The following is a 22,731-nucleotide window of genomic DNA, read 5'->3' as shown; positions in this document are numbered from 1 at the left end:
CCATGGAAAAGCTGGAATTTTCCCGGGTAGGGGAGCGGATGTACCACGAAAAGCTGGCCAACGGACTCAATGTGTTCGTATTCCCAAAGCCGGAATTTCAGAAGGGGTATGCCTTCTTTGCCACCAACTACGGCGGCATGGACATGAAATTCTGTCTGGACGGCCAGTGGCATCAGAGCCCGGCCGGTGTGGCCCACTTCCTTGAGCACAAGATGTTCGATACCAAGGAGGGCAACGCCCTCCAGGACCTGGCGGCCAACGGGGCCTCCCCCAACGCCTTTACCAGCTCCGCCATCACGGGCTACTACTTCGAGTCCACGGAGAAATTTGAGGAGAACCTGCGCATCCTCCTCTCCTTTGTTTCTGTCCCCTGGTTTACTCAGGAGAGCGTAGACAAGGAACAAGGCATCATCGGACAGGAGATCGGCATGATCGAGGACGACCCGGACTGGAAGGTCTTTATGAACCTGATGGCCGCCCTGTACCAGCACCACCCCATCCGGGTGAGCGTGGCGGGCAGTGTGGAGTCCATCTCCCACATCACCGCCGACACCCTGTACGCCTGCCACAAGGCCTTCTACGATCCGGCCAACATGGTGCTGTGCGTGGCGGGCCCTGTGGAGGCGGAGCATATCTGCCAGGTGGCCCGGGAGATCCTGCCCAGGCAGGCGGGCTCAATCGCCGCCAAGGACTATGGGGAGAAGGAGGCCGACCGTGTGGCCAAGTCCCTGGTGGAGGAGCGGATGGAGGTGTCCACCCCCATCTTCCAGCTGGGCTACAAGGGCGACGCCCCCCAGAGGGGCGAGAGTGGTCTGCGTCAGGAGCTGGTGGCCGAGCTGGCCCTGGAGGGCCTATTGGGCAACTCCACTCCGCTGTATTCCAAGCTGTACCAGGAGGGGCTCATCAATCAGAATTTCTCCTACGGGTATGAGTCTTATCCTGGCTGTTCCTTCCTGTGCGCCGGGGGGGAGTCCAAGGACCCGGAGGCGGTCCGAATGGCGGTGGCTGAGGAGGCCGGTCGCATCGGCCGGGAGGGCATTGACGGCAAGCTTTGGGAGCGGTTGAAGAAGGGCGTCTACGGCAACAAGGTCCGGGGCCTCAATTCCTTCGAAAACCTGTGTGTGGGTCAGGCTCGATCCTTCTTCGCCGGGGTGAACTTCCTCCAATTTGCGGACTTGTTCAGCTCCATCACCAAGGAGGAGGCGGAGGACCTGATCGGCCGCTGGGTCACGGAGGAGCGCGCGGCCCTGTCTGTGGTCCGTCCCAGAGAGGGGGGGCAGGCTTGATTAATACGGTGACCTTTCCAGGTCTGGGACTGGAATTTACCCTGAACAGAGTGGCGCTTACGGTACTGGGCCGGCCGATCTACTGGTACGGCATCATCATTGTGTCCGGCCTGATCCTGGCAGTCATCCTGTGCTCCCGGTGGGGAAAGCGATTCGGGATTAACGAGGACCAGATCCTGGATATGATGATCTTCGCTGTCCCGGCTGCCCTGGTAGCCATTCGGGCCTACTATGTGATATTCAACCTGAGTATCTTCCAAAATGCGGACGGCTCTCTGAACTGGGGAAAGATACTCAATTATGGCGATGGCGGGCTGGCCATCTATGGGGCCATCATTTCCTCGGTTATCGTACTGCTAATCTTCTGCCATGTGCGGAAGATCAGCTTCCTGGCTTTTGCCGATTTGGGGGTGCACGGCTTGTTTATCGGCCAGCTGGTAGGCCGCTGGGGCAACTTCATGAACGTGGAGGCATTTGGCGGCGTCACCACCCTGCCCTGGCGGATGTGCGGTCCATCCATTGCCGAGGATATGCTGCGGTGGGGCTATGTGGACCAGGCCGGCTACGAGGCCATCCTCAGCGGAACGCTGGGGGTACATCCTACCTTTTTTTATGAATCTGCCTGGAACTTTGTGGGGCTGATTTTGGTCTATCTGGTAGGCAGAAAGCGGAAGTTCGACGGACAGTGCTTCCTGTTCTATGTGTTCTGGTACGGGCTTGGCCGGGCCTGGATCGAGGGCCTGCGTACCGACAGCCTCTATTTCTTCGGCCTGGAGCTGTTTGGGGTGCCGATCCGTACCTCACAGGCGCTGGCGGCTATCTCGGCTGTGGTGGCGGGAGCGGTCCTGCTGTTCCTGCTGCTGAAAAGGGGCCACAGCCCGGAAAAGCTGTATGTAAACCGTCTGGCGGCTCAACGGGTGGCCGGAGCAGCGGAACAGGAATGTCAGGGCCCAGACACCACCGAAGATGGAGACGAGGACAGCGAAGATACCACCCAGAAAGAGAAAAATGAGGAAGGCAGAGGAGAGGATTAACCGATGGCAGCGATTGTAATGGACGGAAAGGCTCTGGCCGCCAAGGTAAAGGAGCGGGTCCGCCGTCAGGTGGAACAGCTTGACATAAAGCCTGGGCTGGCTGTGGTGTTGGTTGGGGACGACCCCGCCTCCCGGGTCTATGTGAACGGAAAGAAAAAAGACTGCGGAGAGTGCGGAATTTACAGTGAGGAGTACGCCCTGCCGGGGGAGACCACCCAGAAAGAGCTGTTGGAGCTGGTGGCCGCCCTGAATGACAGAGAGGATATTGACGGGATACTGGTGCAGCTGCCTCTGCCCAGCCACCTGAATGAGAAGGAGGTGCTGCTGGCTGTCCGGCCGGATAAGGACGTGGACTGCTTTCACCCCTTCAATGTGGGACAGCTGATGATCGGGGAGGAGGGCTTCAAGCCCTGCACCCCAGCTGGTGTTATGGAACTTCTGCAGGAGTATGGGATCGACCCGGCAGGGAAGCACTGTGTCATTGTGGGCCGGTCCAATATCGTAGGGAAGCCCCAGGCCATGCTGATGGTCCAAAAGAATGCCACTGTCACCATCTGTCACACCCGGACCAGGAATCTAAAAGAGATGTGCCTCCAGGCAGATATTTTGGTAGCTGCCGCCGGACGGGTCGGCCTGATCTCCGCGGATATGGTGAAGGAGGGGGCCGTTGTCATCGACGTGGCCATGAACCGCAATGAACAGGGGAAGCTGTGCGGCGATGTGGACTATGGCTCAATAGTTGACAAGGCGTCTTACATTACACCTGTTCCGGGCGGGGTAGGCCCGATGACCAGGGCTATGCTGATGGAAAATACCCTGTATGCGGCCAGACAGCATGGAAAATAAATAGATAGGTCAATCAATATAGTAAAGAGAGGATTGGGCGCAAATCTATACAAATTTGCGCCCAATCCTTTCGCCTGATTTCTTCTGTTGAGCTTCTCTGAATGATAAAGCGGGTGTTTCAGGCATTGCTCACTGCGTCAAGGGATTGAAGAAGACATATCTTTTGGTGCCAACAGAATGACCATTTGAAAAAGGAATAGTCAGCTAGAGGCTAAGACAGTCTTGCATTTTTGCCTTAAAACAAATATAATAAAACATACTTCCTGGTGCTTTTGGGGAGCCCGTGGGCGTAGGACATACTTATGAGCATCCATGAAAGCAAATTGGGAACAAATACACAAGATAGCAGATCATCGATGAGATTTTTAATGCGCGGTGAGAACCGGAATTTCGCTTCATACGGCAGTTGGATTGGATGAAATATCCGATTCGATTGGCGATTCATTGAGCAACTAAAAAGAGACATGGAAACAACACTGACAGGAGAAAGAAGGAGTAACTATGACAGCCCAGGAAAAAAAGCAGTTAGAGATGATGGCCTGTAAAGTGCGCATGGGCGTGATTGAGGGGACACACAGCGCGAAGGCGGGTCACCCCGGCGGCAGCTTGTCCGCCGCGGACCTGTTCACATTTCTCTATTTTAAAGAGTTGAGGGTAGATCCAAATAGGCCAGGCTGGGAGGATCGGGACCGATTTGTGCTCTCAAAAGGACATACGGCACCGGGGCTGTACGCGGCTTTGGCGAACAGAGGCTTTTTCCCAGTGGAGGATCTTTTGACGCTCCGGCACATTGGCAGCTATCTTCAAGGCCATCCAAATATGAATGAAACTCCAGGTGTAGATATGTCTACTGGCTCTCTGGGGCAGGGAATATCCGCAGCTGCGGGGATGGCTCTGGCAGCGAAATATCAGGGCAAGAGCTGCCGGGTATATGCTCTGCTGGGCGACGGCGAGATCCAAGAAGGGGAAGTCTGGGAGGCTATGATGTTTGCTCATCACTATAAGCTGGACAACCTCTGTGTCATTATCGATAACAACGGATTGCAGATTGACGGAAATGTCGCGGATGTGATGAACCCCTATCCGATTGTTGATAAACTGCGCGCCTTTGGCATAGAGACCATGGAAATAGATGGACATGACTTTGAGCAGATTGAAGCGGCTTTTTATATGGCCAGAGTGACCAAAGGCAGACCTTTTGCCATTGTGATGAAAACGGTCAAAGGGAAAGGTGTCAGTTATATGGAGAATCAGGTCGGCTGGCACGGAAAAGCCCCGAATGATGAGGAATATGAGATTGCCATGAGGGAATTGTCAGCCCATCTGGCGGAAGTGGAGGCGATGTAAAATGGCGGATATCAAAAAAATCGCGACCCGCGACAGTTATGGACGTGCTTTGAAAGAATTAGCTGCCCAACATAAGGACCTGATTGTGTTTGACGCCGATTTGGCAGGGGCGACCAAAACAAATGTCTTTCAAAAAGAATATCCTGACCGTCATTTCGATTGTGGGATCGCAGAGGGAAATATGATGGCGGCCGCGGCAGGGGCTGCGGCTATGGGACTGGTGCCCTTTGCCTCCACTTTTGCCATGTTCGCCGCTGGAAGGGCTTTTGAGCAGATCCGGAACTCAATCGGCTATCCCCATTTAAATGTGAAGATCGGCGCTACCCACGGGGGAATTTCGGTAGGAGAGGACGGGGCGTCGCATCAGTGCTGTGAGGATTTCGCGCTGATGCGCTCCATCCCTGGAATGGTTGTCCTCTGCCCTTCTGACGATGTGGAGGCAAGGGCCGCTGTTAAGGCTGCTTATGAGCATCAAGGGCCGGTTTACCTGCGCTTTGGCAGACTGGCTGTGCCTGTATTCCATGATGAGGATACGTTTACATTCCAGATTGGCAAGGGCGAGATGATTCAGGACGGAACTGATGTAGCGATCCTCTCGACCGGTTTGATGGTCAATGAAGCGGCTGAGGCGGGAAGAATCTTGAAAGAATCAGGGATCAGTGCCCGTGTGATCAATCTCTGTACTATCAAACCACTGGATGAAGAAATCATTCTGGCCGCGGCCAGGGACTGCGGCAAAATAATCACCTGTGAAGAACACAGTGTGATTGGCGGATTGGGTGAGGCCGTATGCGCGCTGCTCAGTGAAAAGCATCCTACTCCAGTAAAGCGCATAGGTGTAAATGACGAATTTGGACACTCTGGCCCCGCCGCTGCTCTGCTGAAGGAGGCTGGCCTGTCCGCGGAGCATATTGTCGAGGTGGCGAAGGAATTTTGTAACTGACGCACGGCTGTCCGTGCGGCGAAAGAAGTATTTAGAATCTTTACAAAAAACTTTATACGAAAAATACCTCTGTCCAGATTTCAGTGTGGGACAGAGGTATTTTTGTTAGAGAACTTCTCTTCCTTTACACTGCTATGGGACTATGCCGGAAAGGAAGCATCCTGATACCCTCACTGTTTCATAGAAAAAGGAGAGAGAATTTTTTTCAGCATCAGTCCTAGGATGCTGATTCGTCAAAGAAGAAAAAAATATCTTCCACGGTAGTATCAAATACCTTGGCGATGTCCATGGCCAACTTTAGGGAGGGGTTATACCTGCCGTTTTCCAGATTGCCTATGGTCTCCCGGCGTACTCCCACCTTCCGGGCCAGATCTTCCTGACTAAGTCTGTCACGGGCCCGCAATTCCCGGATGCGTGTTTTCAGGCTCATTCCAATCCTCCCGCCTCTCTCCACTCCAACCAGCTGTGGTACAGACAGAAGAAGATGACACCGGCGGCCCAACTGATCCCGAGGGCCTGGGGCATGGGATTTGCCTGGGGAGCCAGGAAATGGAATAGAAACAGGCAGGGCCAGATCAGTGCGAACTGGAGCAGGAAGGCGCCAGTGGCCGCTTTACGGACAGAGAGTAAGAACAACTCGTCAGGGTTGACCCACAGGTATCGAAGAAAAACCAAAAAACCGAGAAAACAGAGATAGTCGCGCTCTCCGGTGGGGAAATAGAGCAGGCTGGCTAGCGCGGGAAGGGCGGCCAATGAGAGATAGTTGAATGGATGTTTCATATACTCCTCCTGTACATCAGTGATGTATTGTTATGTGATATATTTTTATCATATGTGCGAAATATATCATATAAAAATAAAAATGTCAAGGAGAAAAATTCAGTTTCCCACTGGTATGCAGCTTGAGAGTCCCTAGGATGAGAGAGGAAAATATTTTACTGGTCATATCCCAGGGCCTGTCCTCATAGGATAAGGCAAAGGTCGGTGGAAAAGAATGGAACAAATGATACGAGAACAGGCATATCGGCAGGTCGTGGGCGTTCTGCCGCCCAGGCTGCGGCAGGAGGCATTCTCCCTCCCGCTCCAAGATCAATGCCGAGCGGAGGAACTGCGGCTCCGGGTGGGACAGCCCATGTCGGCGGTATTTCCAGAGGGAGAGAGGCCGCTAGGCGGGGAACCGGTGCGAGCGGGTGAGCTGGAGCAGCTGGTGGAGATTGCCAGCAGGGCCTCGGTTCATGCCGTACTGGACCAACTCAGACGAGGATACTTGACGGTGGAAGGGGGGCATCGGATCGGCCTGTGTGGCACCGCTGTTCTGCGGGAGGGAGAAATTCACAGCTTGCGGCAGCTTTCCTCGGCGGCCATCCGTGTGGCGCGACAGGTGAGGAATGCCTCTGACCCGGTCTTGGGCAGGCTGTGCCCAGGCGGGAAGCTAGTCAGTACGCTGATTCTGGCTCCGCCGGGGGCCGGAAAGACTACGCTCCTCCGGGACTTAGTCCGCCGGGTGTCGGACGGAGATGGTTGCCAACCGCGGCGCGTATCCTTGATGGACGAGCGTGGGGAAGTGGCAGCCCTTTACAGCGGCTGTCCTCAGCTGGATGTAGGCTCCAGAACTGATGTAATGGAGGGGTGTCCAAAGGCGCGGGGGCTTATGCTTCTGATGCGGGCGATGAATCCCCAGGTGCTGGCTGTAGATGAGATTACGGCGCCGGAGGATGTAGCCGCCCTGAGAACCGCGGCTGGCTGCGGAGTTACGTTGCTGGCCACGGCCCATGGGAACAGCCGGGAAGACCTGGAGCGGCGCCCCCTGTACCGGGCGTTGATGGAAGCAGGTATCTTTCAAAAGCTGCTCCTCATCCGACGGGAGGGCGCTGGAAGGAGCTATCAAATAGAGGAGTTGGGATGAATGATAAGACTTTTAGGTGCCACCCTGCTGGCCGCCGGATGTGCTTGGATTGGGTTTCGCGCCTCCTGGGAGATGCGGGCCAGAGGAAGGGCCATGGGAGAAGTGGCGGAGGGACTGGAACTGCTGGAACGGGAGCTGGAGCTGGGGGGAGCCCCCCTGCCCCATCTGGTGGATGACCTGTCAGGCCGGACAAGGGGACAGGCCAGACTGCTTTTTCAGGATCTCCGGCAGGCGCTGGAGCATCTGGATCAGGAGGGGCTGTCCAGGTCCTGGCCCACTCTGATAGACCGCCGGAGGGAGCTGGGAGAGAGTGGGCGAGCCTGCCTCTATCCCCTGGGCGAGCTGCTTGGGCGCTATGACAGCCAGGCCCAGATACAGGGTATCTCCGCTGCCCGCCGCCATTTGGAGGAAGAACGGGAGAAGGATGCGGAAGAGAGCCGGCGGCAGGGCAGGGTGTGCCAGGCCCTTGGGCTGACGGGTGGAGCATTTTTGGTCATCCTGCTGATCTGATCTTGACACGAAAGAGGGGTTCGCATTGGACGTAGATCTAATTTTTAAGATCGCCGCGATTGGGATTGTGGTGGCGGTACTCAACCAGGTTCTGAGCCGGGCTGGCCGGGACGAACAGGCTATGATGACCACCTTAGCCGCCCTGGTGGTGGTCCTGATGATGGTGGTCCAGGAGATCGCCAGCCTGTTCGACATGGTAAAGACCCTGTTCCGCCTCTGATATGGACCTGATGGTCAAGGTGGCGGCGGGGGCCATCACGGCCGCGGTACTGGGGGTAGTTCTACGGAAAAACACCCCTGAGCTGGCTCTGCTGCTGGCCCTGGCGGCCGGGTTGTGGATGGTCGCCCTGGTTGCGGACGGCTTGGGGGCAGTTGTGGCCCTGATGGAGGAGCTCACCAGTCTGGCCGGCCTGTCGGAGGAGCTGCTGGAGCCAGTGGTCAAGACAGTGGCCCTGTCTATCCTGACACGTCTGACCGCGGAGGTATGCAAGTCAGCCGGTGAGGGAGGGGTGGCCGCCTTTGTGGAGACGGCTGGAACAGTCCTGGCCCTGGTGGTGGCCCTGCCGCTCGTCCGAGCGGTGGTACTGATGATGACGGAGATGCTAAAATGAAAAAGTTGTGTATCCTGCTGCTGGCCCTCCTATTGAGTGCTCCGCTTTGTTTCGCCCAGGAGGCGGAGGTGCCGGGAATGGACGAGCTGTGGGACCAGGCGGAGAGCTACGGCGTGGAGGCGGATGGGGGATTGGACCAGGGCTTGTCCAATCTTTTTTCCGACGCTCTGGACCAAATCGGCTCCTTGCTCCGGGCCAGCATTGCCACAGGGCTGAAGCTGCTGGCGGTGGTCCTGCTGTGCGCCATGGCAGAGGGGGCCGCCCAGGGCAAGAGTGAGGGACTCCAGGCGGTGGAGATCGCCGGGGCGCTAGCTATCACCGCACTTACCATGACAGATATGGCAGTCATGATCGGGATGGGGCGTGACACCATCGGCCGGATGGGAACCTTTTCTGAAACCCTGCTCCCGGTGATGGCTGTACTCACCGCCGCCACCGGAGGGGTGACGGGAGGAGCAGTCAGACAGGGAGCCACAGTCCTGTTTTCCCAGCTTCTCATCACCGCCATGGACCGGCTCCTGATCCCTATGGTATATGCCTACGTGGCGGCTAGCTGTGCCCATGCGGCGGTGGGTAATCCCGGACTGAAAAAACTGGCGGGGCTGCTGAAGGGGGCCGCTTCTTTCCTGTTGACGGCCTTCCTCCTGGCCTTTGTGGGCTATCTGACCGCCAGCGGAGCTATCGCCGGAACGGTAGACGCCTCGGCGGTCAAAGCGGCCAAGCTGGCTATCTCCAGAGCTATTCCAGTGGTGGGGGGAATTCTGGCCGACGCCTCGGAAACTGTGCTGGCCGGGGCGGGTGTGCTGAAAGGGACGGTTGGGGTGGTTGGGATGTTGGTGGTGCTGGCCATCTGTCTGACTCCTTTCCTGCGGCTGGCCCTGCAATACCTGATTTATAAGGCCACGGCGGCCCTGTGCGCCACTGTGGCACAGCCCAGGCTGAGTCAGTTGATCGACGCCATCGGCGGCGCGTTCGGCCTAGTGCTGGGGATGACCGGCGCGGCGGCTCTGGTGCTGCTGGTCAGCTTGGTGTCTGCTATTATGGCGGTGATCCCATGATGGCCGGGGTCGGGAGCTGGCTGCTGTCTATCACGGGGGCCTCTGTCCTCTGCGCCCTGGCTGACGGCCTAATGCCCGCCGGACCAGTGAGGCGGGTGGGACGGCTGGTCTGCGGCCTGATGTTGCTGGCGGTCATCCTCGCCCCTCTGGCCCAACTGGATCTGGAAGGGGGGCAGCGTTGGCTGGAGGAATATCACCTGGGCCTGGAGGATAGAACACAGGAATTGGAGCGGCAGGTGGATGAGCAGATGAAAACGATCATAGAGCAGGAATATGCCGCATATATTGTGGACAAGGCGGCAGAACTTGGACTGACCTGCACCGCCCGGGTATCCTGCCGGGCAGGGGAGGAGGGGCTGTTCCTACCGGAGCGGGCGGAAGTATCCGGCTTTCTGACAGAAGGGGAGCGGGAGCGGCTGTCCCTGGTGATCCAGGAGGACCTGGGCATCCCGGAGGAGGAGCAGGCTTATGTTGAGGAGGGGGAACTGCCGTGAAGCTGGATTGGCCGAAATTGGCTCTGAGGTGGAAGGAGGCGCTGGGAAAATATAAATATGTGCTGCTGGTTATCGGGCTTGGGGTGGTGCTGATGGCCCTGCCCACGACAGGCCAGAGAGACAAAGGCCAGGAGGGGGCCCAGGCTCCTGCTGAGGGCTTTGATCTGGAGGCCTTCGAGGAGAAGATGGAGCGGGCTCTTTCCCAAGTGGAGGGGGCTGGAGAGGTCCGGGTGGTACTGACGCTGGACAGCGACGGCCGCCAGATATTGGCCCAGGACCAGGAGCGGGACCGGGAAGGGGGAGGTTCCTCTACCACAGTTACCGTGGGGCGGGGCTCCGGACAGCAGGAAGTAGTCCCTCTCCAAACACTGGCTCCGGAGTTTCGGGGGGCGCTGGTGGTCTGTCCCGGCGGGGGAGATCCCCGAATCCAGCTGAGGCTGCTGGAGGCAGTGTCCGCTTTGACGGGACTGGGCACGGACCGGATATCCATTTGTCAGGGAAATACTTAATTTATATCAGGGAGGAATCGACATGAGAACGGGTAAGAAGGGGACCGGCTGGTCCCAGCTGTGGAAGCGCAATGCGGTGGTGGCGGCCATTGCCCTATTCGTGTGCGCGGCGGTCTATTTGAACTGGAACTATGAGCAGGAGGCCCAGGCGGGCAAGACGCTGGGCCAGTCCACCATGGTAGGCGGAGAGACAGAGGATCCTCTGCTGTCCAATGGAAGCGGGACCGCCGATGTGGGCGGGACGGCCAGTGATACAGGGACGGCGTCAGCCTCCAGCGACTACTTTGCCACAGCCCGGCTCAACCGGCAGCAGGCCAGGGACAGCGCCCTGTCCCTTCTTCAGGACGCCGCCGCCCGTGAGGATGCCGATGAAACGGTAAAAGAGCAGGTCAACGAGACTATTCAGACCATGGCCGATTACACGGTGACGGAAGCTCAAATTGAAAATCTGGTGGTGGCAAAGGGCTATACAGACTGTGTAGCCTTTATTGGAGAGAACTCTCTGTCGCTGGCTGTTTCCGCGCCGGAGGGCGGATTGGTGGAGGCAGATACCGCCAAGATCGTGGACGTGGTCAACCAGGCAGCCGGTTTTACCGCCGATCAAATCAAGATTATCGAGGTGGAGTGACACGGCGCGGGAAAGTTTTCAGACCGCAGTTGTCAAACGGAGAGAACTGTGTTACAATAAGCACGAAGTAAGGAGGACGCTTGGGGGCGTCCGGCTTCTCTGATGAAAACTGCGATCTAAGGAGCGTGGCAAACCATGAGTGAGAATAAAGAGTACGTTTCCCGCTCGGATGAGCTGGGCAATATCCATATCTCCGAGGAGGTGCTGGCTGCCATCACCGCCGCTGCCGCTCTGGATGTGGAGGGGGTCAGCGGCCTGGCCGCCAATCTGGGCAGTGATATCGCCGAGCTACTGGGCAAAAAGAACCTGGCTAAGGGCGTGCATGTCAGGATGGAGGACGATAAAGTGGAAGTGGAGCTGTCCGTCCTGATGGGCTATGGACACACCATCCCTGAGATTGGAAGGGCCATCCAGGATGGTGTCAAGAGTGCCATTGAATCGATGACCGGCTTAGAGGTTTCAGTGGTCAATGTGTCGGTGGCTGGGATCACATTCCCGCCGAAAGCTTGAATAAAACTGTGAAGCCTCTGGCAATGCCAGAGGCTTTTCCGTATTTATGGCAAACCGGGAAAAGAAGGGGCCCGTGGTAAATACCACGGGCCCCTATCATTTAAAGGTCACAGACTCCTTACTTGACCATGGATGCGACCTCGGCAGCGAAGTCATCCTCGGCCTTTTCGATACCCTCGCCAGTAGCGAAGCGGGTGAAAGCCTTGACAGTGATCTTGCCGCCCAGCTGCTTGGCGATCTCGGCTACATGCTTCTCCACAGAGATCTTGTTCTCCTTGACAAAGGCCTGCTGCAACAGGCAGTTTTCCTCGTAGTACTTGCCCAGCTTGCCCATCACGATGCCTTCCTTCACCTTGTCGGGCTTGGCGGCCATCTTGGGATCGTTGGCCATCAGAGCCAGCTGGATCTCCTTCTCCTTGTCCAGCACCTCCTGGGAAACGTCGGACTTGTCCAGGTAAGAGGGGTTCATAGCGCAAATCTGCATGGCGATGTCCTTGCCCAACTCAGTGACCTGCTGGGGCTCGATGCCCTCAACGGCCAGATTGACCAGCACACCGACCTTTCCGCCCATGTGGATATAGGGGACGTTGACGCCTTCAGCATAGCGGACGAAGCGGCGGATTTGGATGTTCTCGCCAATGGCCAGCACCTTGTCGGCGGTGACATCGGCCACGGTACGCTCAGTGCCGGGATAGCGGCAGGCCTTCAGAGCCTCCACATCGGCGGGAGCCTCCTCGGCTACCACCACGGCCAGGGCCATAACGAAATCCTTAAAGACGTCGTTCTTGGCCACAAAGTCGGTCTGGGAGTTGACCTCGATGATGACGCCTACACCCTTTTCCGTAACAACAGCGTAGGAAACACCCTCGGCGGCCACCTTGCCGGCCTTCTTGGTCTGGGCGGCGAGGCCCTTCTCACGCAGCCACTCGATGGCCTTGTCAAAATCGCCCTCAGACTCAGTCAGGGCCTTCTTGCAGTCCATCATGCCCACGCCGGTCATCTCGCGCAGCTTCTGTACGTCCTTTGCGGAAATAGCCATAATAAATTACCTCCATTTTATCTCAAGCCGGCCCACCGGCCCGGCTGTATGTCAAAATAAGAACAGCGCCCGCCCGCGCGGGCGGGCGCTGTGTGATGCGGATGGGATAGTTTTTGCTTACTCAGCGGTAGGAGCCTCGGCCTCAGCGGCGGGAGCCTGGTCCTGGCCCTGCTTGCCCTCCTGGATGGCGTTGGCCATGACAGAGGAGATCAGCTTGATGGCGCGGATCGCGTCGTCATTGCCGGGGATGACATAGTCAATCTCGTCGGGGTCGCAGTTTGTGTCCACGATGGCGACGATGGGGATGTTCAGCTTGCGGGCCTCGTTGATGGCGTTGCGCTCCTTGCGGGGATCGACCACGAAGAGGGCGCCGGGTAGCTTCTTCATTTCGGTGACGCCGCCCAGGTACTTCTCCAGCTTGGCGATCTCGCCCAGGTGCTTCATAACTTCCTTCTTGGGCAGCATATCGAAGGTGCCGTCCTCCTGCATCTTCTTCAGCTGGTTCAGACGCTCCACGCGGCCGCGCATAGTCTTAAAATTGGTCAGCATACCGCCCAGCCAGCGGGCGTTTACCCAATACATGCCCACACGGCCGGCCTCTTCCTTGATGGCCTCCTGGGCCTGCTTCTTGGTGCCCACGAACAGCAGAGTCTCACCCTTTTCGCCCAGAGAACGGACGAAATTGTAGGCCTCCTCCAGCTTCTTCACAGTCTTCTGCAGGTCGATGATATAGATACCGTTGCGCTCGGTATAGATGTAGGTGGCCATTTTGGGATTCCACCGGCGGGTCTGGTGGCCGAAGTGAACGCCGGCCTCCAGCAGCTGCTTCATAGATACGACTGCCATAGTTTGTTTCCTCCTGTTTTTCAGTTCAATTCTTCTGGGGGCATCATATCCTCCGCCAACCCAACTTCTGGCTGGGCACCGGGCGAAAGATCCGCACTCCCACGCATAATGCCTTGGTAGTATACCATGGTTTTCATGGTTATGCAACAAAAAAATGAAAAAATCTGTAAAAATCAGATTATTCTTCGATTGCTGCTCCGCACGGGTGGGTAGGGGCCGCCTCGTGGGTCCGATTTGTCGTCACATAGGACCAGAACCGCCAGCCGCCAGAGAGGTGGGAGCACTGGAAACCGCGCTGGCCAAGCATACGGCAGGCCAAGTAGCTGCGCAGTCCGCTGTAACAGTTGACGTATACGGGTTTAGAGGGATCCAATTCTCCCATCCGATCCCGCAACTCATCTACGGGAATGTTGACAGCATCCGGACGGATGAGGCCCTGGACGGCCACTTCTTGGGGAGTGCGCACATCCAGCAGAGTGACAGAGCCATCCTTTGGAATGGACTCCACGTCCGACCAGTGGAATTGGGAAATGGCTCCATTCCGGAGGTTCTCAATGACATATCCAGCCATATTGACCGGATCTTTGGCAGAGGAATAGGGCGGGGCATAGGCGAGATCGAGCTCAGTTAGCTCGGCGGCGGTCATCCTGGCCCGGATGGCGGTGGCTAGCACATCGATCCTCTTATCCACACCGCCGAAGCCCACGATTTGGGCCCCCAGGACCCGACCACTGGATGGGTCAAACAGGGTTTTGATGGTCATGTTTTCAGCGCCGGGGTAATAGGTAGCGTGGGAGGCGGAGTAGGTGACCGCCTTATCATAGGGGATGCCAGCGGCCTGGGCGGCCTTTTCGTTCAGACCGGTGGAGGCGGCCGTCATGTGGAACAGCTTGATGATAGAGGAGCCCTGTGCCCCGGCATAGCGGCTCTTCCGGCCACAGATATGGTCGGCGGCGATGCGGCCCTGCCTGTTGGCCGGACCGGCCAGGGCGATCAGGGCCTTGCTGCCGGATACAAAGTGAGTCAGTTCCACAGCGTCACCTACGGCATAGATATCTGGGTCAGAGGTGACCATGTGCTCATTGACCACGATGGCGCCCTTGGCTCCAAGGGTCAGACCAGCCTCTCGTGCCAGGTCGGATTCTGGAGTGACACCGATGGCCAGCAGCACCAGGTCAGAGGGGATAGGGGCGCTGTCCTTTACTAGGGTGTAGAACTGCCCATCCATCTCCTGGAAGCCCTGCACTCCGGCGTTCAGTCTCAGGTCCAGCCCCTGACCGCGGAGGTAGGAGTGGACCTCCTGGGCCATGTCCCAGTCAAGAGGTGGCAGAACCTGGCCGCTCCGCTGGAGTAGAGTAGTGGCAACCCCAGCGTGGAGTAGATTCTCAGCCCCCTCTAGCCCGATGAAACCACCCCCGACCACCACAGCGGAACGGGGACGGTGCGACTCGATGTAAGACCGAATGCGCAGGGTGTCCTCCACTGTGCGCAGAGTGAATACTCGGCAGTCGTCTACGCCCGGCAGATCGGGCTTGACCGCCCGCGCGCCGGGAGAGAGGATAAGCTTGTCATAGCCTTCCACATATTGTGTGCCGCTGGCCAAATCCAGGACTGTGATGGTATGGCTCTCCTGGTGGATGGCCAGAGCCTGGTGGCCCACCCGTACATCGATGTTGAACCGGGCGCGAAAGCTCTCCGGCGTTTGAAGGGTAAGGGCGTCCTGGGCTCGGATGACCCCTCCTACATAATAAGGAAGGCCACAGTTGGCATAGGATACATAGCCTGTGCGCTCCAGGATCACGATTTCCGCAGTCTCGTCCAGCCTGCGGAGCCGGGCGGCAGCGGTGGCCCCGCCGGCCACGCCGCCGATGATTACAACTTTCATAATAAAACTCCTCTCTTATTCCAAGGGGCCGCGGTAACCCGCAAGCCCGCCGAGATTAGATGCCTGGCAGCCCATGGCCCGGAGCGTGGAGCAGGCCTGGGCGCTTCTGGCCCCACTGTGGCAGTAGACAAAGACAGGCCGGCCTTTTGGAAGGGGGACGGCCCCTAACTGGTCTAAGGGCAGATTAATGGCCCCAGGCAGATGGCCGGAACGAAACTCCTCCGGAGTGCGGACGTCCACCAGAAGGGGGTCAGACAACTGGTCTAACTGGGTCAGTTGTTTGGCAAGCCGCCTGCCCGGCAGAAAAAAATCAAAGGGTCCCATGGAAACGCCTCCCTAGAACTTATTGAATATAATTTATCCCGGTGTGGGAAAAAATTCTGTGACAAGGTCACCGTATGGACAAAAATCACTGAAAAACAGGAGAAAGGGAAGAAAATCTTTCCCCTTCCGCATAGACTAAAGGGAGAGGGGGCATCGCAAGTGGAGCAGAGAATGGAAATGGTCGGCGGTGGGACGCTGCTCCTGCGTCAGGAGGGGCCTAGAGTACGGCTGGAGGCGGAGCGCCCATCTGATGGAAGGGGACTATATAAGGTATGGCTCCACGGCGACCGGGGTGGAAAGCTGCTGCTGGGAACCCTGGTTCCTGAGGGAGACCGCCTGCGATTGAGCCGTACCTTGAGCGTTGGAGAACTGGAGCGGGCAGGCTGTTGGCCCGACTTCCGGGTCGAAGCGCCGCTGGCCTTTACCTTTTCTGAGGAGAGGGGAGGGCGGTGGTACTGTGAACAGCATCCGGACCGGCTGGTGTCCGACCCGGTGCTCCGAGGGCAGCTTCGCTCCCCTATGCCATGCCGAAGGGGGCGGGAAGGATTCTGGCTGGCCGCGCCCTTCCGTACAAATGCGCCGGTGCCGATGAACGCCCTGTTTTGTCTGGCCCGCCTGGAGCGGCTGGAGGGCGGGCCTCACCTGGTCTGGGAATTTGATGGGGAGGGAAGACCAAAGAGGCCGCATAATCGGGAATGAACAGGGCAGACTAACTTCCAGTACGGGGATCTCCCCAAGAAAAAGGAGGAACATCTATGCCCAATCTGACCACAAAAGAGCTGGCGGGCCTGTCCGACCAGCTGGACTTCGAGCGGGTGCTGTACAGCAAGTACCAGACCGCCGTCCAGGAAACAACCGACCAGGAGCTGAAGACCTGCTTCCAGAACCTGGCTGGCCAGCACCAGCAGAATTACACCTGCCTGCTGAAGTATCTGCACTAAGGAGGACGAGAGCATGAACGACCAGGAACGCATTACAGATTTTCTGAATAGTGAGAAGAAAATGTCCCTGAACTACGGTATTTTTGCCTCTGAGTGCGTGAGCGTCCCCTTGCGGGATGAGTTCCTCAAGCTGATTAACCAGAGCCACCAGACCCAGACCCAGCTGTTCACCACAGCCCAGAGCAAGGGCTGGTACAGTCCCGAACAGGCGCCACAGGATAAGATTAGCCAAGCTTACACCAAGTATTCAAACCAACAGCCCACCGTATAAGGAAGCGGAGGGAGGGACTAAGCACAGTCCCTCCCTCTTGCAGATTGACCAGAAAAATCCTGCAAAAAAGGATTGACAAACGGGCTGCCTAGGTTTACAATAATATTACCAGCGGAAAATGCTGCCGCGGGGAGAGCCTGTTGGTTCTGGCAAAAACGAAGAAATTGGATTTTATTTTGGTGCGGTATAAAGTCAATTCTATACGTTAGCCATCCCGCGGAAACGGCCGAAGCTTTGGAAATATTCAAAGTTGGTTGTCAGTCTGCGGGCATTTTCATGCTGGCGGCGATACGAATGAGAGAGGAGGCGTGCGGAATGAATCAGCGAAATCATTATGTAACTCAGGGCGGCTCCTATAGCTGCAAGCGATGGCGACATTCTGTGCGCGGATATTGGACCTGACAGTCCGTGCATCCACAACATATTGGAATGTTGGCTCCATCGTTTGCGGCGCAGGCGGTGGTATTTTTATACCTAATTTTAGAAACAAGGAAGGAGGTGTCCGCATGACGATGCCTAAGCGTGAAGTGAACAATATCTGGTCCCGTGTCCGTGCCGACGTGGACGTGGATGACTTGATCTTTGAGTATGACAGATATCACTCCTATGAGGATGGTGATTCGTGCAGTGATCGGTGACCGGGGAGTGCATCCCCATGCCGCGGGGAACAAGCGGCAGAAGGCCGCAGCAGGTTTGAAAAGACCATGCTGCGGCTTTTTCTGCTCTTTGTTAAAAAGTAAGAGGAAGCGATACATCTGGAAAGAGCGCCCCCGGATAGAGGGAGAGGGAGTGAAAAACGCAGAATAATTCTTGATTGAGGTCTTGCTTTATGGGAAAAATTATACTAAAATAGCGGTAAGCGTTTTTTAGATGGCGGCTGAAATTGTGCCGCGCGATGATTTTTTGATTTAGTACCGCGCAAAAAAAGCAATACGGAGGTCGATCAACATGAGAAAAGTAAATATTACGGAGACCGTACTGCGTGACGCCAACCAGTCCCTGATCGCCACTCGGCTGCCTTACAGCAAGTTCGAGCCCATCCTGGAGACTATGGACAAGGCTGGCTTCTACTCCGCTGAGGTCTGGGGCGGCGCTACCTTTGACGTCTGCCTGCGCTACCTGCAGGAGGACCCCTGGGAGCGGCTGCGTAAGATCCGTGCCAAGATGCCCAACACCAAGCTGCAGATGCTGCTGCGTGGTCAGAATATCCTGGGCTATAAGCATTACCCGGACGACGTAGTTCGTAAGTTTGTGGAGTACTCAGTCAAAAACGGTATCGACATCATCCGTATTTTCGACGCCCTGAACGACGTGCGTAATCTGGAGGTCGCCATCGACGAGGCCGTCAAGCAGGGGGCCCATGCCTCCGGTACCATCTCTTACACCACCAGCCCGGTCCACACCCAGGACACTTTTGTGGGCATGGTGAAGGATCTGAAGAATATGGGTGCTTCCTCCATCTGTATCAAGGATATGTCCGGTATTATGGGACCCCAGGAGGCTTATAATCTGGTGTCTGCCATCAAGGACGCCGAACCGGATATGCCTGTTGTCATCCATACCCACTGTACCACCGGCTTGGCCTTCATGACCTATATGAAGTGTGTTGAGGCGGGCGCCGATGTGTTGGACTGCGCAATCTCCCCCATGTCCGGCGGTACCTCCCAGCCTGCTACCGAGACCATGGCCTATGCTCTGCGGGAAATGGGCTTCCAGGTGGATCTGGACGACAAGGTGCTGATCAAGATGGCTGACTTTTTCAAAAATGTCCGGGCTGACTTCCTGAAGGACGGCACTCTGGACCCCATCTCGATGGCTACCGATACCCAGTGTCTGAACTATCAGATCCCCGGCGGTATGCTGTCTAACCTCATCTCTCAGCTGAAGATGATGAACGCCATTGACAAGCTGGACGAGGCTTTGGCCGAGACGCCCAAGGTCCGTAAGGATTTGGGTTATCCTCCTCTGGTTACCCCTACCAGCCAGATGGTGGGTTCTCAGGCTGTGCAGAACGTTCTGGCCGGCGAGCGCTATAAGGTGGTAGGCAAGGAGATCAAGGCATATTGCCGCGGTGAGTACGGTCGTACACCCGCCCCCATTGATCCAGAGATCCAGAAGAAGATCCTGGGCGATACCCCGTTGGTGGAAGGGCGCTATGCTGACACCCTGGAGCCCGTCTTTGAGAAGACCAAGGCGGAGCTGGGCGCCACCGCCAAGAGCGATGAGGATGTGTTGTCCTACATCGCCTTCCCTCAGGTGGCCATGGCCTTCTTCAAGGACCGGGAGGCTGGCTTCCCCAAGAAGGAGGAGCCCAAGAAGGCGGCCGCTCCCGTTGCCGCCAAGGCCCCCGAACTGCCCCCCCTGCCTGCCTGGCAGGGTCATGTGTACTACACCGGCGTGTCCGCTCCCGCGGGCCATGGCTATACTGCCCGCCCCATCGAGCCCTTCGCTGCTTCCTATCAGCCCCCCCACCTGGTAATGGGCGCTCAGGGCGGCGACTGCACCGGAACCTTTACCATCACCATCGACGGCAAGCCCTTCCAGGTGGCCGTTGAGCGAGCTGACGGGGCTGCTCCCGCCGCGCCTGTGGCGGCTGCCCCTGTGATTGCTGCTCCCGCGGCCGCCCCTGTGGCTGCTCCTGCCGCCGCTCCCGCTCCCGCCCCAGCGCCTGCTCCCGCTGCGGCTCCTGCCGCCGCCGTGGCCGCCGGTGAGACGGCAGTCAAGAGCCCCATGCCTGGCAACATTTTTAAGGTGGAGTGCTCTGTGGGCCAGTCTGTGAAGGCAGGCGATGTCCTGGTGGTTCTGGAGGCCATGAAGATGGAAATTGAGGTTTCCGCACCTGTGGATGGTACGGTCAAGGCTGTTTCTGCTGCGGTAGGCACCGCCGTCAATACGGATGACCTGCTGGTCGTCCTTGGCTGACCGGTTAAAAGAATAGGAACTGGGTGAGAAGCAAGGCTTCTCACCCAGTTTTTGCTTGCCGGCAGTTAACGGATTTCTGGCTTGAAAAAGGCGCTGTTGTCGTGGTAAAATAAGAAAAGCTGTATGGACATTTTGTCCTGCGGACAGGCAAGGAGGCACAGAAATGAAAGGTATCGTTCTAGCGGCGGGGAAGGGGACCCGCCTTTACCCCATGACTAAGCCGGTGTGCAAGCCCCTGCTGCCGGTCTATGACAAGCCTCTGATCTATTACCCAATCGCCATTTTGATGCAGGCAGGCATCTCTGACATTCTGGTTATTGTGCCTCCCGGAGAGATTGAGACCTTTGAGGCCCTGCTGGGAGATGGCAGTCAGTATGGAACCCGTATCTCCTTTGCGGAACAGCCGGTGGCCCGGGGTATCGCCGACGCGCTGCTGATTGGTCAGAGTTTTGTGGGGAACGACCGCGTCTGCCTAGTGCTGGGGGACAACATCTTCTATGCCCCCACATTGGCGGCTACTTTGAAGCGGGCGGCTGCCAACGACCGGGGCGCCACTGTCTTCGGCTATTGGGTAGAAGATCCCCGCCCGTTTGGTGTAGTGGAGTTTGACAAGGACGGCAGGGCGATTTCCATTGAGGAAAAACCTCGCTATCCTAAGAGCAACTACATTGTACCGGGGCTCTATTTCTACGACCACCAGGTTATGGAGATCGCTCGCCACCTGAAGCCGTCCGCTAGGGGAGAGCTGGAGATTACCGATGTGAATCTGGAATATCTCCACCGGGGGGAACTTCAGGTCATCCCTTTGGAAAAGAACTTTACCTGGCTGGACGCCGGTACCGCCGACAGCCTTTTGGATGCAGGGCAGACCATCCGCAATATCCAGGATACCACTGGACGCTATGTAGGCTGTCTGGAGGAACTGGGCCTTTACGAGGGCTGGATCACAGAGGAGCAGGTCCATACTATTGGCAGCGAGCTGTCCATGACTCTGTATGGGAAATATTTACAGTGCTTGTAAGGAAAAAGCGGACTGGTTTTGGGGAGGATAGAGGATATCATGAAGGTAAAAGGCGCGTATTTCAGCCCGTCCGGAGGGACCCGGCGGGCTGTGGAGCTGATTTGCGGCCTGTTTGGCCCCGCGGAGCTGCTGGACCTGGGCGGCCGGGAACGGAGCGCCGCCCACTATGGACCGGACGAGCTGCTGGTGCTCGGCCTGCCGGTGTATGCCGGGCAGATGCCTGCTATCCCCGGACTGCTGGATGGACTTAGGGGAGAAAACACTCCCTGTGTCATAGTAGCCGCCTACGGGAACCGACACTATGACGATACGCTGGCCCAGATGAAGCGGCGGATGGGGGCACAGGGGTTCCGATGTGTAGGCGGGGCGGCTGTCGTCACGCCCCACATCTTTGCCCCTACCCTTGGAGCGGGCCGGCCTGATGAAGAAGATATGGCTGTTTTGACGGAGTTTGCCAGGGGAGTTAGGGAGAAGCTGGATCAACTGAGCTGGGCAGAGGCTGACGTTCCAGGAGATTCAGAGCCCGTACCCAGGCCCGCCGTTCCAGTGAAGAAGGACCGGGATTGGGATATCTGTCTGGGCTGCGGTTTTTGCGCCCAGGTCTGCCCAACAGGGGCCATGGACCAGCAGACACTGCTATGGGATATGTCCAAATGTATCAGTTGTATGGCCTGCGCGGCCCAGTGTCCCGTGGGGGCGCTTGGGTATAACAGTTCGGCCCTGGCCAGCCGACTGACGGAGAAATTTTCTCAGCGGCGTCCGGTGGAGATATTTCTGGATGGGGAGGGCTGAGAGCCGATGAAGCATATCCTCATGCTGGCCACCGGCGGCACCATCGCGTCCAAGGAGAGCGGGCGGGGGTTGAGTCCTGCCATTACCTCAGAGGAGATATTGAGCTATGTCCCCAGTCTGGGCAGCCTGTGCCGGGTGGAGGCTGTCCAACTCATGAACCTGGACAGCACGAATGTTGGTCCTGCCCATTGGCTGGAGATGGCCGGCGCCATCCGGGAGCGATACGACCGGTATGACGGTTTTGTGATCACACATGGCACCGATACCATGGCCTACACTGCCGCCGCGCTATCCTATCTGATCCAGGCTTCCCCCAAGCCTATCGTTATCACAGGCTCCCAAAAATCCATTTGTCTGCACGACACTGATGCCCGGATGAACCTGTATAACAGCTTCCTCTATGCGGCGGATGATGATTCCCACGATGTCAGTCTGGTCTTTGATGGAAAAGTCATCCTAGGCACTCGGGCCCGGAAGGAGCGGACCAAGAGCTATAACGCCTTTTCCAGCGTGGATTATCCGGAGATTGGCGTTATCCGAGATGGCAAGCTGATCCGCTACCTGGCGCCAAAACAGTATATGGATGGGGCGAAGCCCACCTTCTATGACAAGCTGGAGGAGCGGGTGTTGCTGCTCACCTTGATCCCCGGCATGGGGGCGGAGGGGCTGCGGCGGCTGAAGGACAGCTACCAGGCGGTCATCCTCCAGTCCTTTGGGGTGGGCGGACTGCCGGGCGGGGAGAGCGGCCCACTGGCCCAGGCTATTGGAGAGTGGCTCGACGCTGGGAGGACCATCGTGATGATGACCCAGGTGCCCTATGAGGGCAGCGATATGGCGGTCTATCAGGTGGGCCAGCAGGTCAAGGAGAAGTACCAGCTGCTGGAGGCCTATAACATGACGTTAGAGGGGGCCACCGCCAAGCTTATGTGGGTGCTGGGCCAAACGCAGAGTCCGGAGGGGGTCAGAGCCCTGTTTTACCGGCCGGTGTGCCATGACCTGATTTGTTAA

Annotated in this window: 28 protein-coding genes; 22 read left to right on the top strand and 6 right to left on the bottom strand. The window is 57.4% G+C overall.

Annotated elements, in window-relative coordinates:
• Nucleotides 1–2: 2 nt before the first annotated feature.
• The 5 genes from yfmH (at nt 3) to WKS99_RS09320 (ending at nt 5,456) form a co-directional block, all read left to right on the top strand.
• Entirely contained in the window at nt 3–1,286 is a 1,284-nt protein-coding gene (gene yfmH / locus WKS99_RS09340) for an EF-P 5-aminopentanol modification-associated protein YfmH (protein ID WP_340405795.1), read from the top strand.
• A complete protein-coding gene (lgt, locus tag WKS99_RS09335; protein WP_186853243.1) occupies nt 1,283–2,320 on the top strand; it encodes a prolipoprotein diacylglyceryl transferase in 1,038 nt (345 codons plus the stop codon). The genes yfmH and lgt overlap by 4 nt, the downstream gene beginning before the upstream one ends.
• A gap of 3 nt (nt 2,321–2,323) precedes the next feature.
• A complete protein-coding gene (gene folD, locus WKS99_RS09330; RefSeq protein WP_240287501.1) occupies nt 2,324–3,166 on the top strand; it encodes a bifunctional methylenetetrahydrofolate dehydrogenase/methenyltetrahydrofolate cyclohydrolase FolD in 843 nt (280 codons plus the stop codon).
• A gap of 501 nt (nt 3,167–3,667) precedes the next feature.
• Nucleotides 3,668–4,513 (top strand): transketolase, encoded by an 846-nt coding sequence (locus tag WKS99_RS09325; protein WP_147571990.1) that lies wholly within the window; start codon nt 3,668–3,670, stop codon nt 4,511–4,513.
• Between the two features lies 1 nt (nt 4,514).
• Nucleotides 4,515–5,456: a transketolase family protein gene (locus WKS99_RS09320; protein ID WP_340405794.1), complete on the top strand. Its 942-nt coding sequence runs from the start codon at nt 4,515–4,517 to the stop codon at nt 5,454–5,456.
• 217 nt (nt 5,457–5,673) lie between these two features.
• Here the strand turns inward: WKS99_RS09320 and WKS99_RS09315 are convergent, their stop codons facing one another.
• A complete protein-coding gene (locus WKS99_RS09315; protein ID WP_147571988.1) occupies nt 5,674–5,886 on the bottom strand; it encodes a helix-turn-helix transcriptional regulator in 213 nt (70 codons plus the stop codon).
• On the bottom strand, nt 5,883–6,236 hold the full coding sequence (locus WKS99_RS09310) for a DUF3796 domain-containing protein (protein WP_147571987.1): 354 nt from the start codon (nt 6,234–6,236) through the stop codon (nt 5,883–5,885). The genes WKS99_RS09315 and WKS99_RS09310 overlap by 4 nt, the downstream gene beginning before the upstream one ends.
• 214 nt (nt 6,237–6,450) lie before the next feature.
• On the opposite strand from WKS99_RS09310, the gene WKS99_RS09305 reads away from it, so the two are divergent.
• The 9 genes from WKS99_RS09305 (at nt 6,451) to WKS99_RS09265 (ending at nt 11,682) form a co-directional block, all read left to right on the top strand.
• Complete coding sequence (locus WKS99_RS09305; RefSeq protein ID WP_147571986.1) at nt 6,451–7,362, top strand: stage III sporulation protein AB; 912 nt, start codon at nt 6,451–6,453, stop codon at nt 7,360–7,362.
• On the top strand, nt 7,363–7,872 hold the full coding sequence (locus WKS99_RS09300; protein WP_147571985.1) for a stage III sporulation protein AB: 510 nt from the start codon (nt 7,363–7,365) through the stop codon (nt 7,870–7,872).
• Between the two features lie 25 nt (nt 7,873–7,897).
• A complete protein-coding gene (gene spoIIIAC / locus WKS99_RS09295) occupies nt 7,898–8,092 on the top strand; it encodes a stage III sporulation protein AC (RefSeq protein WP_147571984.1) in 195 nt (64 codons plus the stop codon).
• 1 nt (nt 8,093) lies between these two features.
• On the top strand, nt 8,094–8,483 hold the full coding sequence (locus WKS99_RS09290) for a SpoIIIAC/SpoIIIAD family protein (RefSeq protein ID WP_147571983.1): 390 nt from the start codon (nt 8,094–8,096) through the stop codon (nt 8,481–8,483).
• Entirely contained in the window at nt 8,480–9,541 is a 1,062-nt protein-coding gene (locus WKS99_RS09285) for a stage III sporulation protein AE (protein ID WP_340405793.1), read from the top strand. Before WKS99_RS09290 ends, WKS99_RS09285 begins: the two co-directional genes overlap by 4 nt.
• Nucleotides 9,538–10,035, top strand: coding sequence for a stage III sporulation protein AF (locus WKS99_RS09280; protein WP_186853247.1), 498 nt, complete (start codon nt 9,538–9,540; stop codon nt 10,033–10,035). Before WKS99_RS09285 ends, WKS99_RS09280 begins: the two co-directional genes overlap by 4 nt.
• Nucleotides 10,032–10,544 (top strand): stage III sporulation protein AG, encoded by a 513-nt coding sequence (locus tag WKS99_RS09275; RefSeq protein WP_147571980.1) that lies wholly within the window; start codon nt 10,032–10,034, stop codon nt 10,542–10,544. Before WKS99_RS09280 ends, WKS99_RS09275 begins: the two co-directional genes overlap by 4 nt.
• Nucleotides 10,545–10,566: 22 nt before the next feature.
• Nucleotides 10,567–11,172 carry a SpoIIIAH-like family protein gene (locus tag WKS99_RS09270; RefSeq protein ID WP_147571979.1) on the top strand — a complete coding sequence of 202 codons (606 nt, stop codon included), beginning with the start codon at nt 10,567–10,569 and terminating at the stop codon, nt 11,170–11,172.
• 135 nt (nt 11,173–11,307) lie between these two features.
• Entirely contained in the window at nt 11,308–11,682 is a 375-nt protein-coding gene (locus tag WKS99_RS09265) for an Asp23/Gls24 family envelope stress response protein (protein ID WP_147571978.1), read from the top strand.
• 118 nt (nt 11,683–11,800) lie between these two features.
• Here WKS99_RS09265 and tsf read toward each other — a convergent pair whose 3' ends face one another.
• From tsf to WKS99_RS09245, 4 genes are all read right to left on the bottom strand, one after another.
• The gene (gene tsf / locus WKS99_RS09260) at nt 11,801–12,721 is read right to left on the bottom strand and encodes a translation elongation factor Ts (RefSeq protein WP_147571977.1); all 921 of its coding nucleotides are present in this window, start codon (nt 12,719–12,721) and stop codon (nt 11,801–11,803) included.
• Nucleotides 12,722–12,838: 117 nt separating this feature from the next.
• Entirely contained in the window at nt 12,839–13,567 is a 729-nt protein-coding gene (gene rpsB / locus WKS99_RS09255) for a 30S ribosomal protein S2 (protein ID WP_147571976.1), read from the bottom strand.
• A 178-nt stretch (nt 13,568–13,745) separates the two neighbouring features.
• Nucleotides 13,746–15,452 carry an FAD-dependent oxidoreductase gene (locus tag WKS99_RS09250; protein WP_340405792.1) on the bottom strand — a complete coding sequence of 569 codons (1,707 nt, stop codon included), beginning with the start codon at nt 15,450–15,452 and terminating at the stop codon, nt 13,746–13,748.
• A 15-nt stretch (nt 15,453–15,467) separates the two neighbouring features.
• Entirely contained in the window at nt 15,468–15,776 is a 309-nt protein-coding gene (locus tag WKS99_RS09245; protein ID WP_186853250.1) for a rhodanese-like domain-containing protein, read from the bottom strand.
• 159 nt (nt 15,777–15,935) lie between these two features.
• Here WKS99_RS09245 and WKS99_RS09240 point away from each other — a divergent pair, with 159 nt between their 5' ends.
• The 8 genes from WKS99_RS09240 to WKS99_RS09205 all read left to right on the top strand — a co-directional run bounded on the left by WKS99_RS09240 (nt 15,936) and on the right by WKS99_RS09205 (nt 22,731).
• Nucleotides 15,936–16,475 (top strand): hypothetical protein, encoded by a 540-nt coding sequence (locus tag WKS99_RS09240; RefSeq protein ID WP_147571973.1) that lies wholly within the window; start codon nt 15,936–15,938, stop codon nt 16,473–16,475.
• A 56-nt stretch (nt 16,476–16,531) separates the two neighbouring features.
• On the top strand, nt 16,532–16,717 hold the full coding sequence (locus WKS99_RS09235; RefSeq protein ID WP_147571972.1) for a spore coat protein: 186 nt from the start codon (nt 16,532–16,534) through the stop codon (nt 16,715–16,717).
• Between the two features lie 13 nt (nt 16,718–16,730).
• Nucleotides 16,731–16,988 carry a spore coat protein gene (locus WKS99_RS09230; protein ID WP_147571971.1) on the top strand — a complete coding sequence of 86 codons (258 nt, stop codon included), beginning with the start codon at nt 16,731–16,733 and terminating at the stop codon, nt 16,986–16,988.
• A 506-nt stretch (nt 16,989–17,494) separates the two neighbouring features.
• Complete coding sequence (locus WKS99_RS09225) at nt 17,495–17,626, top strand: hypothetical protein (protein WP_262670409.1); 132 nt, start codon at nt 17,495–17,497, stop codon at nt 17,624–17,626.
• 310 nt (nt 17,627–17,936) lie between these two features.
• Nucleotides 17,937–19,910, top strand: coding sequence for a pyruvate carboxylase subunit B (locus WKS99_RS09220; protein WP_340405791.1), 1,974 nt, complete (start codon nt 17,937–17,939; stop codon nt 19,908–19,910).
• A gap of 163 nt (nt 19,911–20,073) precedes the next feature.
• Nucleotides 20,074–20,931: a glucose-1-phosphate thymidylyltransferase RfbA gene (rfbA, locus tag WKS99_RS09215; protein ID WP_340405790.1), complete on the top strand. Its 858-nt coding sequence runs from the start codon at nt 20,074–20,076 to the stop codon at nt 20,929–20,931.
• 39 nt (nt 20,932–20,970) lie between these two features.
• Nucleotides 20,971–21,723: a 4Fe-4S binding protein gene (locus WKS99_RS09210; RefSeq protein ID WP_340405789.1), complete on the top strand. Its 753-nt coding sequence runs from the start codon at nt 20,971–20,973 to the stop codon at nt 21,721–21,723.
• Between the two features lie 6 nt (nt 21,724–21,729).
• Entirely contained in the window at nt 21,730–22,731 is a 1,002-nt protein-coding gene (locus WKS99_RS09205) for an asparaginase (protein ID WP_340405788.1), read from the top strand.

The sequence above is a fragment of the Flintibacter sp. HCN-6482 genome (assembly GCF_037892565.1).
Taxonomy (GTDB): domain Bacteria; phylum Bacillota; class Clostridia; order Oscillospirales; family Oscillospiraceae; genus Lawsonibacter; species Lawsonibacter aceti.
Note: the sequence above shows the minus strand (reverse complement) of the source record. Positions and strands in the feature narration are given on the sequence as shown.

Bases quoted from the DNA above. Each gene is read 5' to 3' on its own strand.
- folD (WP_240287501.1), top strand. From the start codon at position 2,324: ATGGCAGCGATTGTAATGGACGGAAAGGCTCTGGCCGCCAAGGTAAAG.
- WKS99_RS09210 (WP_340405789.1), top strand. From the start codon at position 20,971: ATGAAGGTAAAAGGCGCGTATTTCAGCCCGTCCGGAGGGACCCGGCGG.
- WKS99_RS09235 (WP_147571972.1), top strand. From the start codon at position 16,532: ATGCCCAATCTGACCACAAAAGAGCTGGCGGGCCTGTCCGACCAGCTG.
- rfbA (WP_340405790.1), top strand. From the start codon at position 20,074: ATGAAAGGTATCGTTCTAGCGGCGGGGAAGGGGACCCGCCTTTACCCC.
- WKS99_RS09300 (WP_147571985.1), top strand. From the start codon at position 7,363: ATGATAAGACTTTTAGGTGCCACCCTGCTGGCCGCCGGATGTGCTTGG.
- WKS99_RS09250 (WP_340405792.1), bottom strand. From the start codon at position 15,452: ATGAAAGTTGTAATCATCGGCGGCGTGGCCGGCGGGGCCACCGCTGCC.
- WKS99_RS09315 (WP_147571988.1), bottom strand. From the start codon at position 5,886: ATGAGCCTGAAAACACGCATCCGGGAATTGCGGGCCCGTGACAGACTT.
- WKS99_RS09305 (WP_147571986.1), top strand. From the start codon at position 6,451: ATGGAACAAATGATACGAGAACAGGCATATCGGCAGGTCGTGGGCGTT.
- WKS99_RS09225 (WP_262670409.1), top strand. From the start codon at position 17,495: ATGACGATGCCTAAGCGTGAAGTGAACAATATCTGGTCCCGTGTCCGT.
- WKS99_RS09230 (WP_147571971.1), top strand. From the start codon at position 16,731: ATGAACGACCAGGAACGCATTACAGATTTTCTGAATAGTGAGAAGAAA.
- WKS99_RS09290 (WP_147571983.1), top strand. From the start codon at position 8,094: ATGGACCTGATGGTCAAGGTGGCGGCGGGGGCCATCACGGCCGCGGTA.
- WKS99_RS09270 (WP_147571979.1), top strand. From the start codon at position 10,567: ATGAGAACGGGTAAGAAGGGGACCGGCTGGTCCCAGCTGTGGAAGCGC.
- WKS99_RS09220 (WP_340405791.1), top strand. From the start codon at position 17,937: ATGAGAAAAGTAAATATTACGGAGACCGTACTGCGTGACGCCAACCAG.
- rpsB (WP_147571976.1), bottom strand. From the start codon at position 13,567: ATGGCAGTCGTATCTATGAAGCAGCTGCTGGAGGCCGGCGTTCACTTC.
- tsf (WP_147571977.1), bottom strand. From the start codon at position 12,721: ATGGCTATTTCCGCAAAGGACGTACAGAAGCTGCGCGAGATGACCGGC.
- WKS99_RS09320 (WP_340405794.1), top strand. From the start codon at position 4,515: ATGGCGGATATCAAAAAAATCGCGACCCGCGACAGTTATGGACGTGCT.
- WKS99_RS09310 (WP_147571987.1), bottom strand. From the start codon at position 6,236: ATGAAACATCCATTCAACTATCTCTCATTGGCCGCCCTTCCCGCGCTA.
- WKS99_RS09325 (WP_147571990.1), top strand. From the start codon at position 3,668: ATGACAGCCCAGGAAAAAAAGCAGTTAGAGATGATGGCCTGTAAAGTG.
- WKS99_RS09285 (WP_340405793.1), top strand. From the start codon at position 8,480: ATGAAAAAGTTGTGTATCCTGCTGCTGGCCCTCCTATTGAGTGCTCCG.
- WKS99_RS09265 (WP_147571978.1), top strand. From the start codon at position 11,308: ATGAGTGAGAATAAAGAGTACGTTTCCCGCTCGGATGAGCTGGGCAAT.
- WKS99_RS09205 (WP_340405788.1), top strand. From the start codon at position 21,730: ATGAAGCATATCCTCATGCTGGCCACCGGCGGCACCATCGCGTCCAAG.
- WKS99_RS09245 (WP_186853250.1), bottom strand. From the start codon at position 15,776: ATGGGACCCTTTGATTTTTTTCTGCCGGGCAGGCGGCTTGCCAAACAA.
- WKS99_RS09280 (WP_186853247.1), top strand. From the start codon at position 9,538: ATGATGGCCGGGGTCGGGAGCTGGCTGCTGTCTATCACGGGGGCCTCT.
- yfmH (WP_340405795.1), top strand. From the start codon at position 3: ATGGAAAAGCTGGAATTTTCCCGGGTAGGGGAGCGGATGTACCACGAA.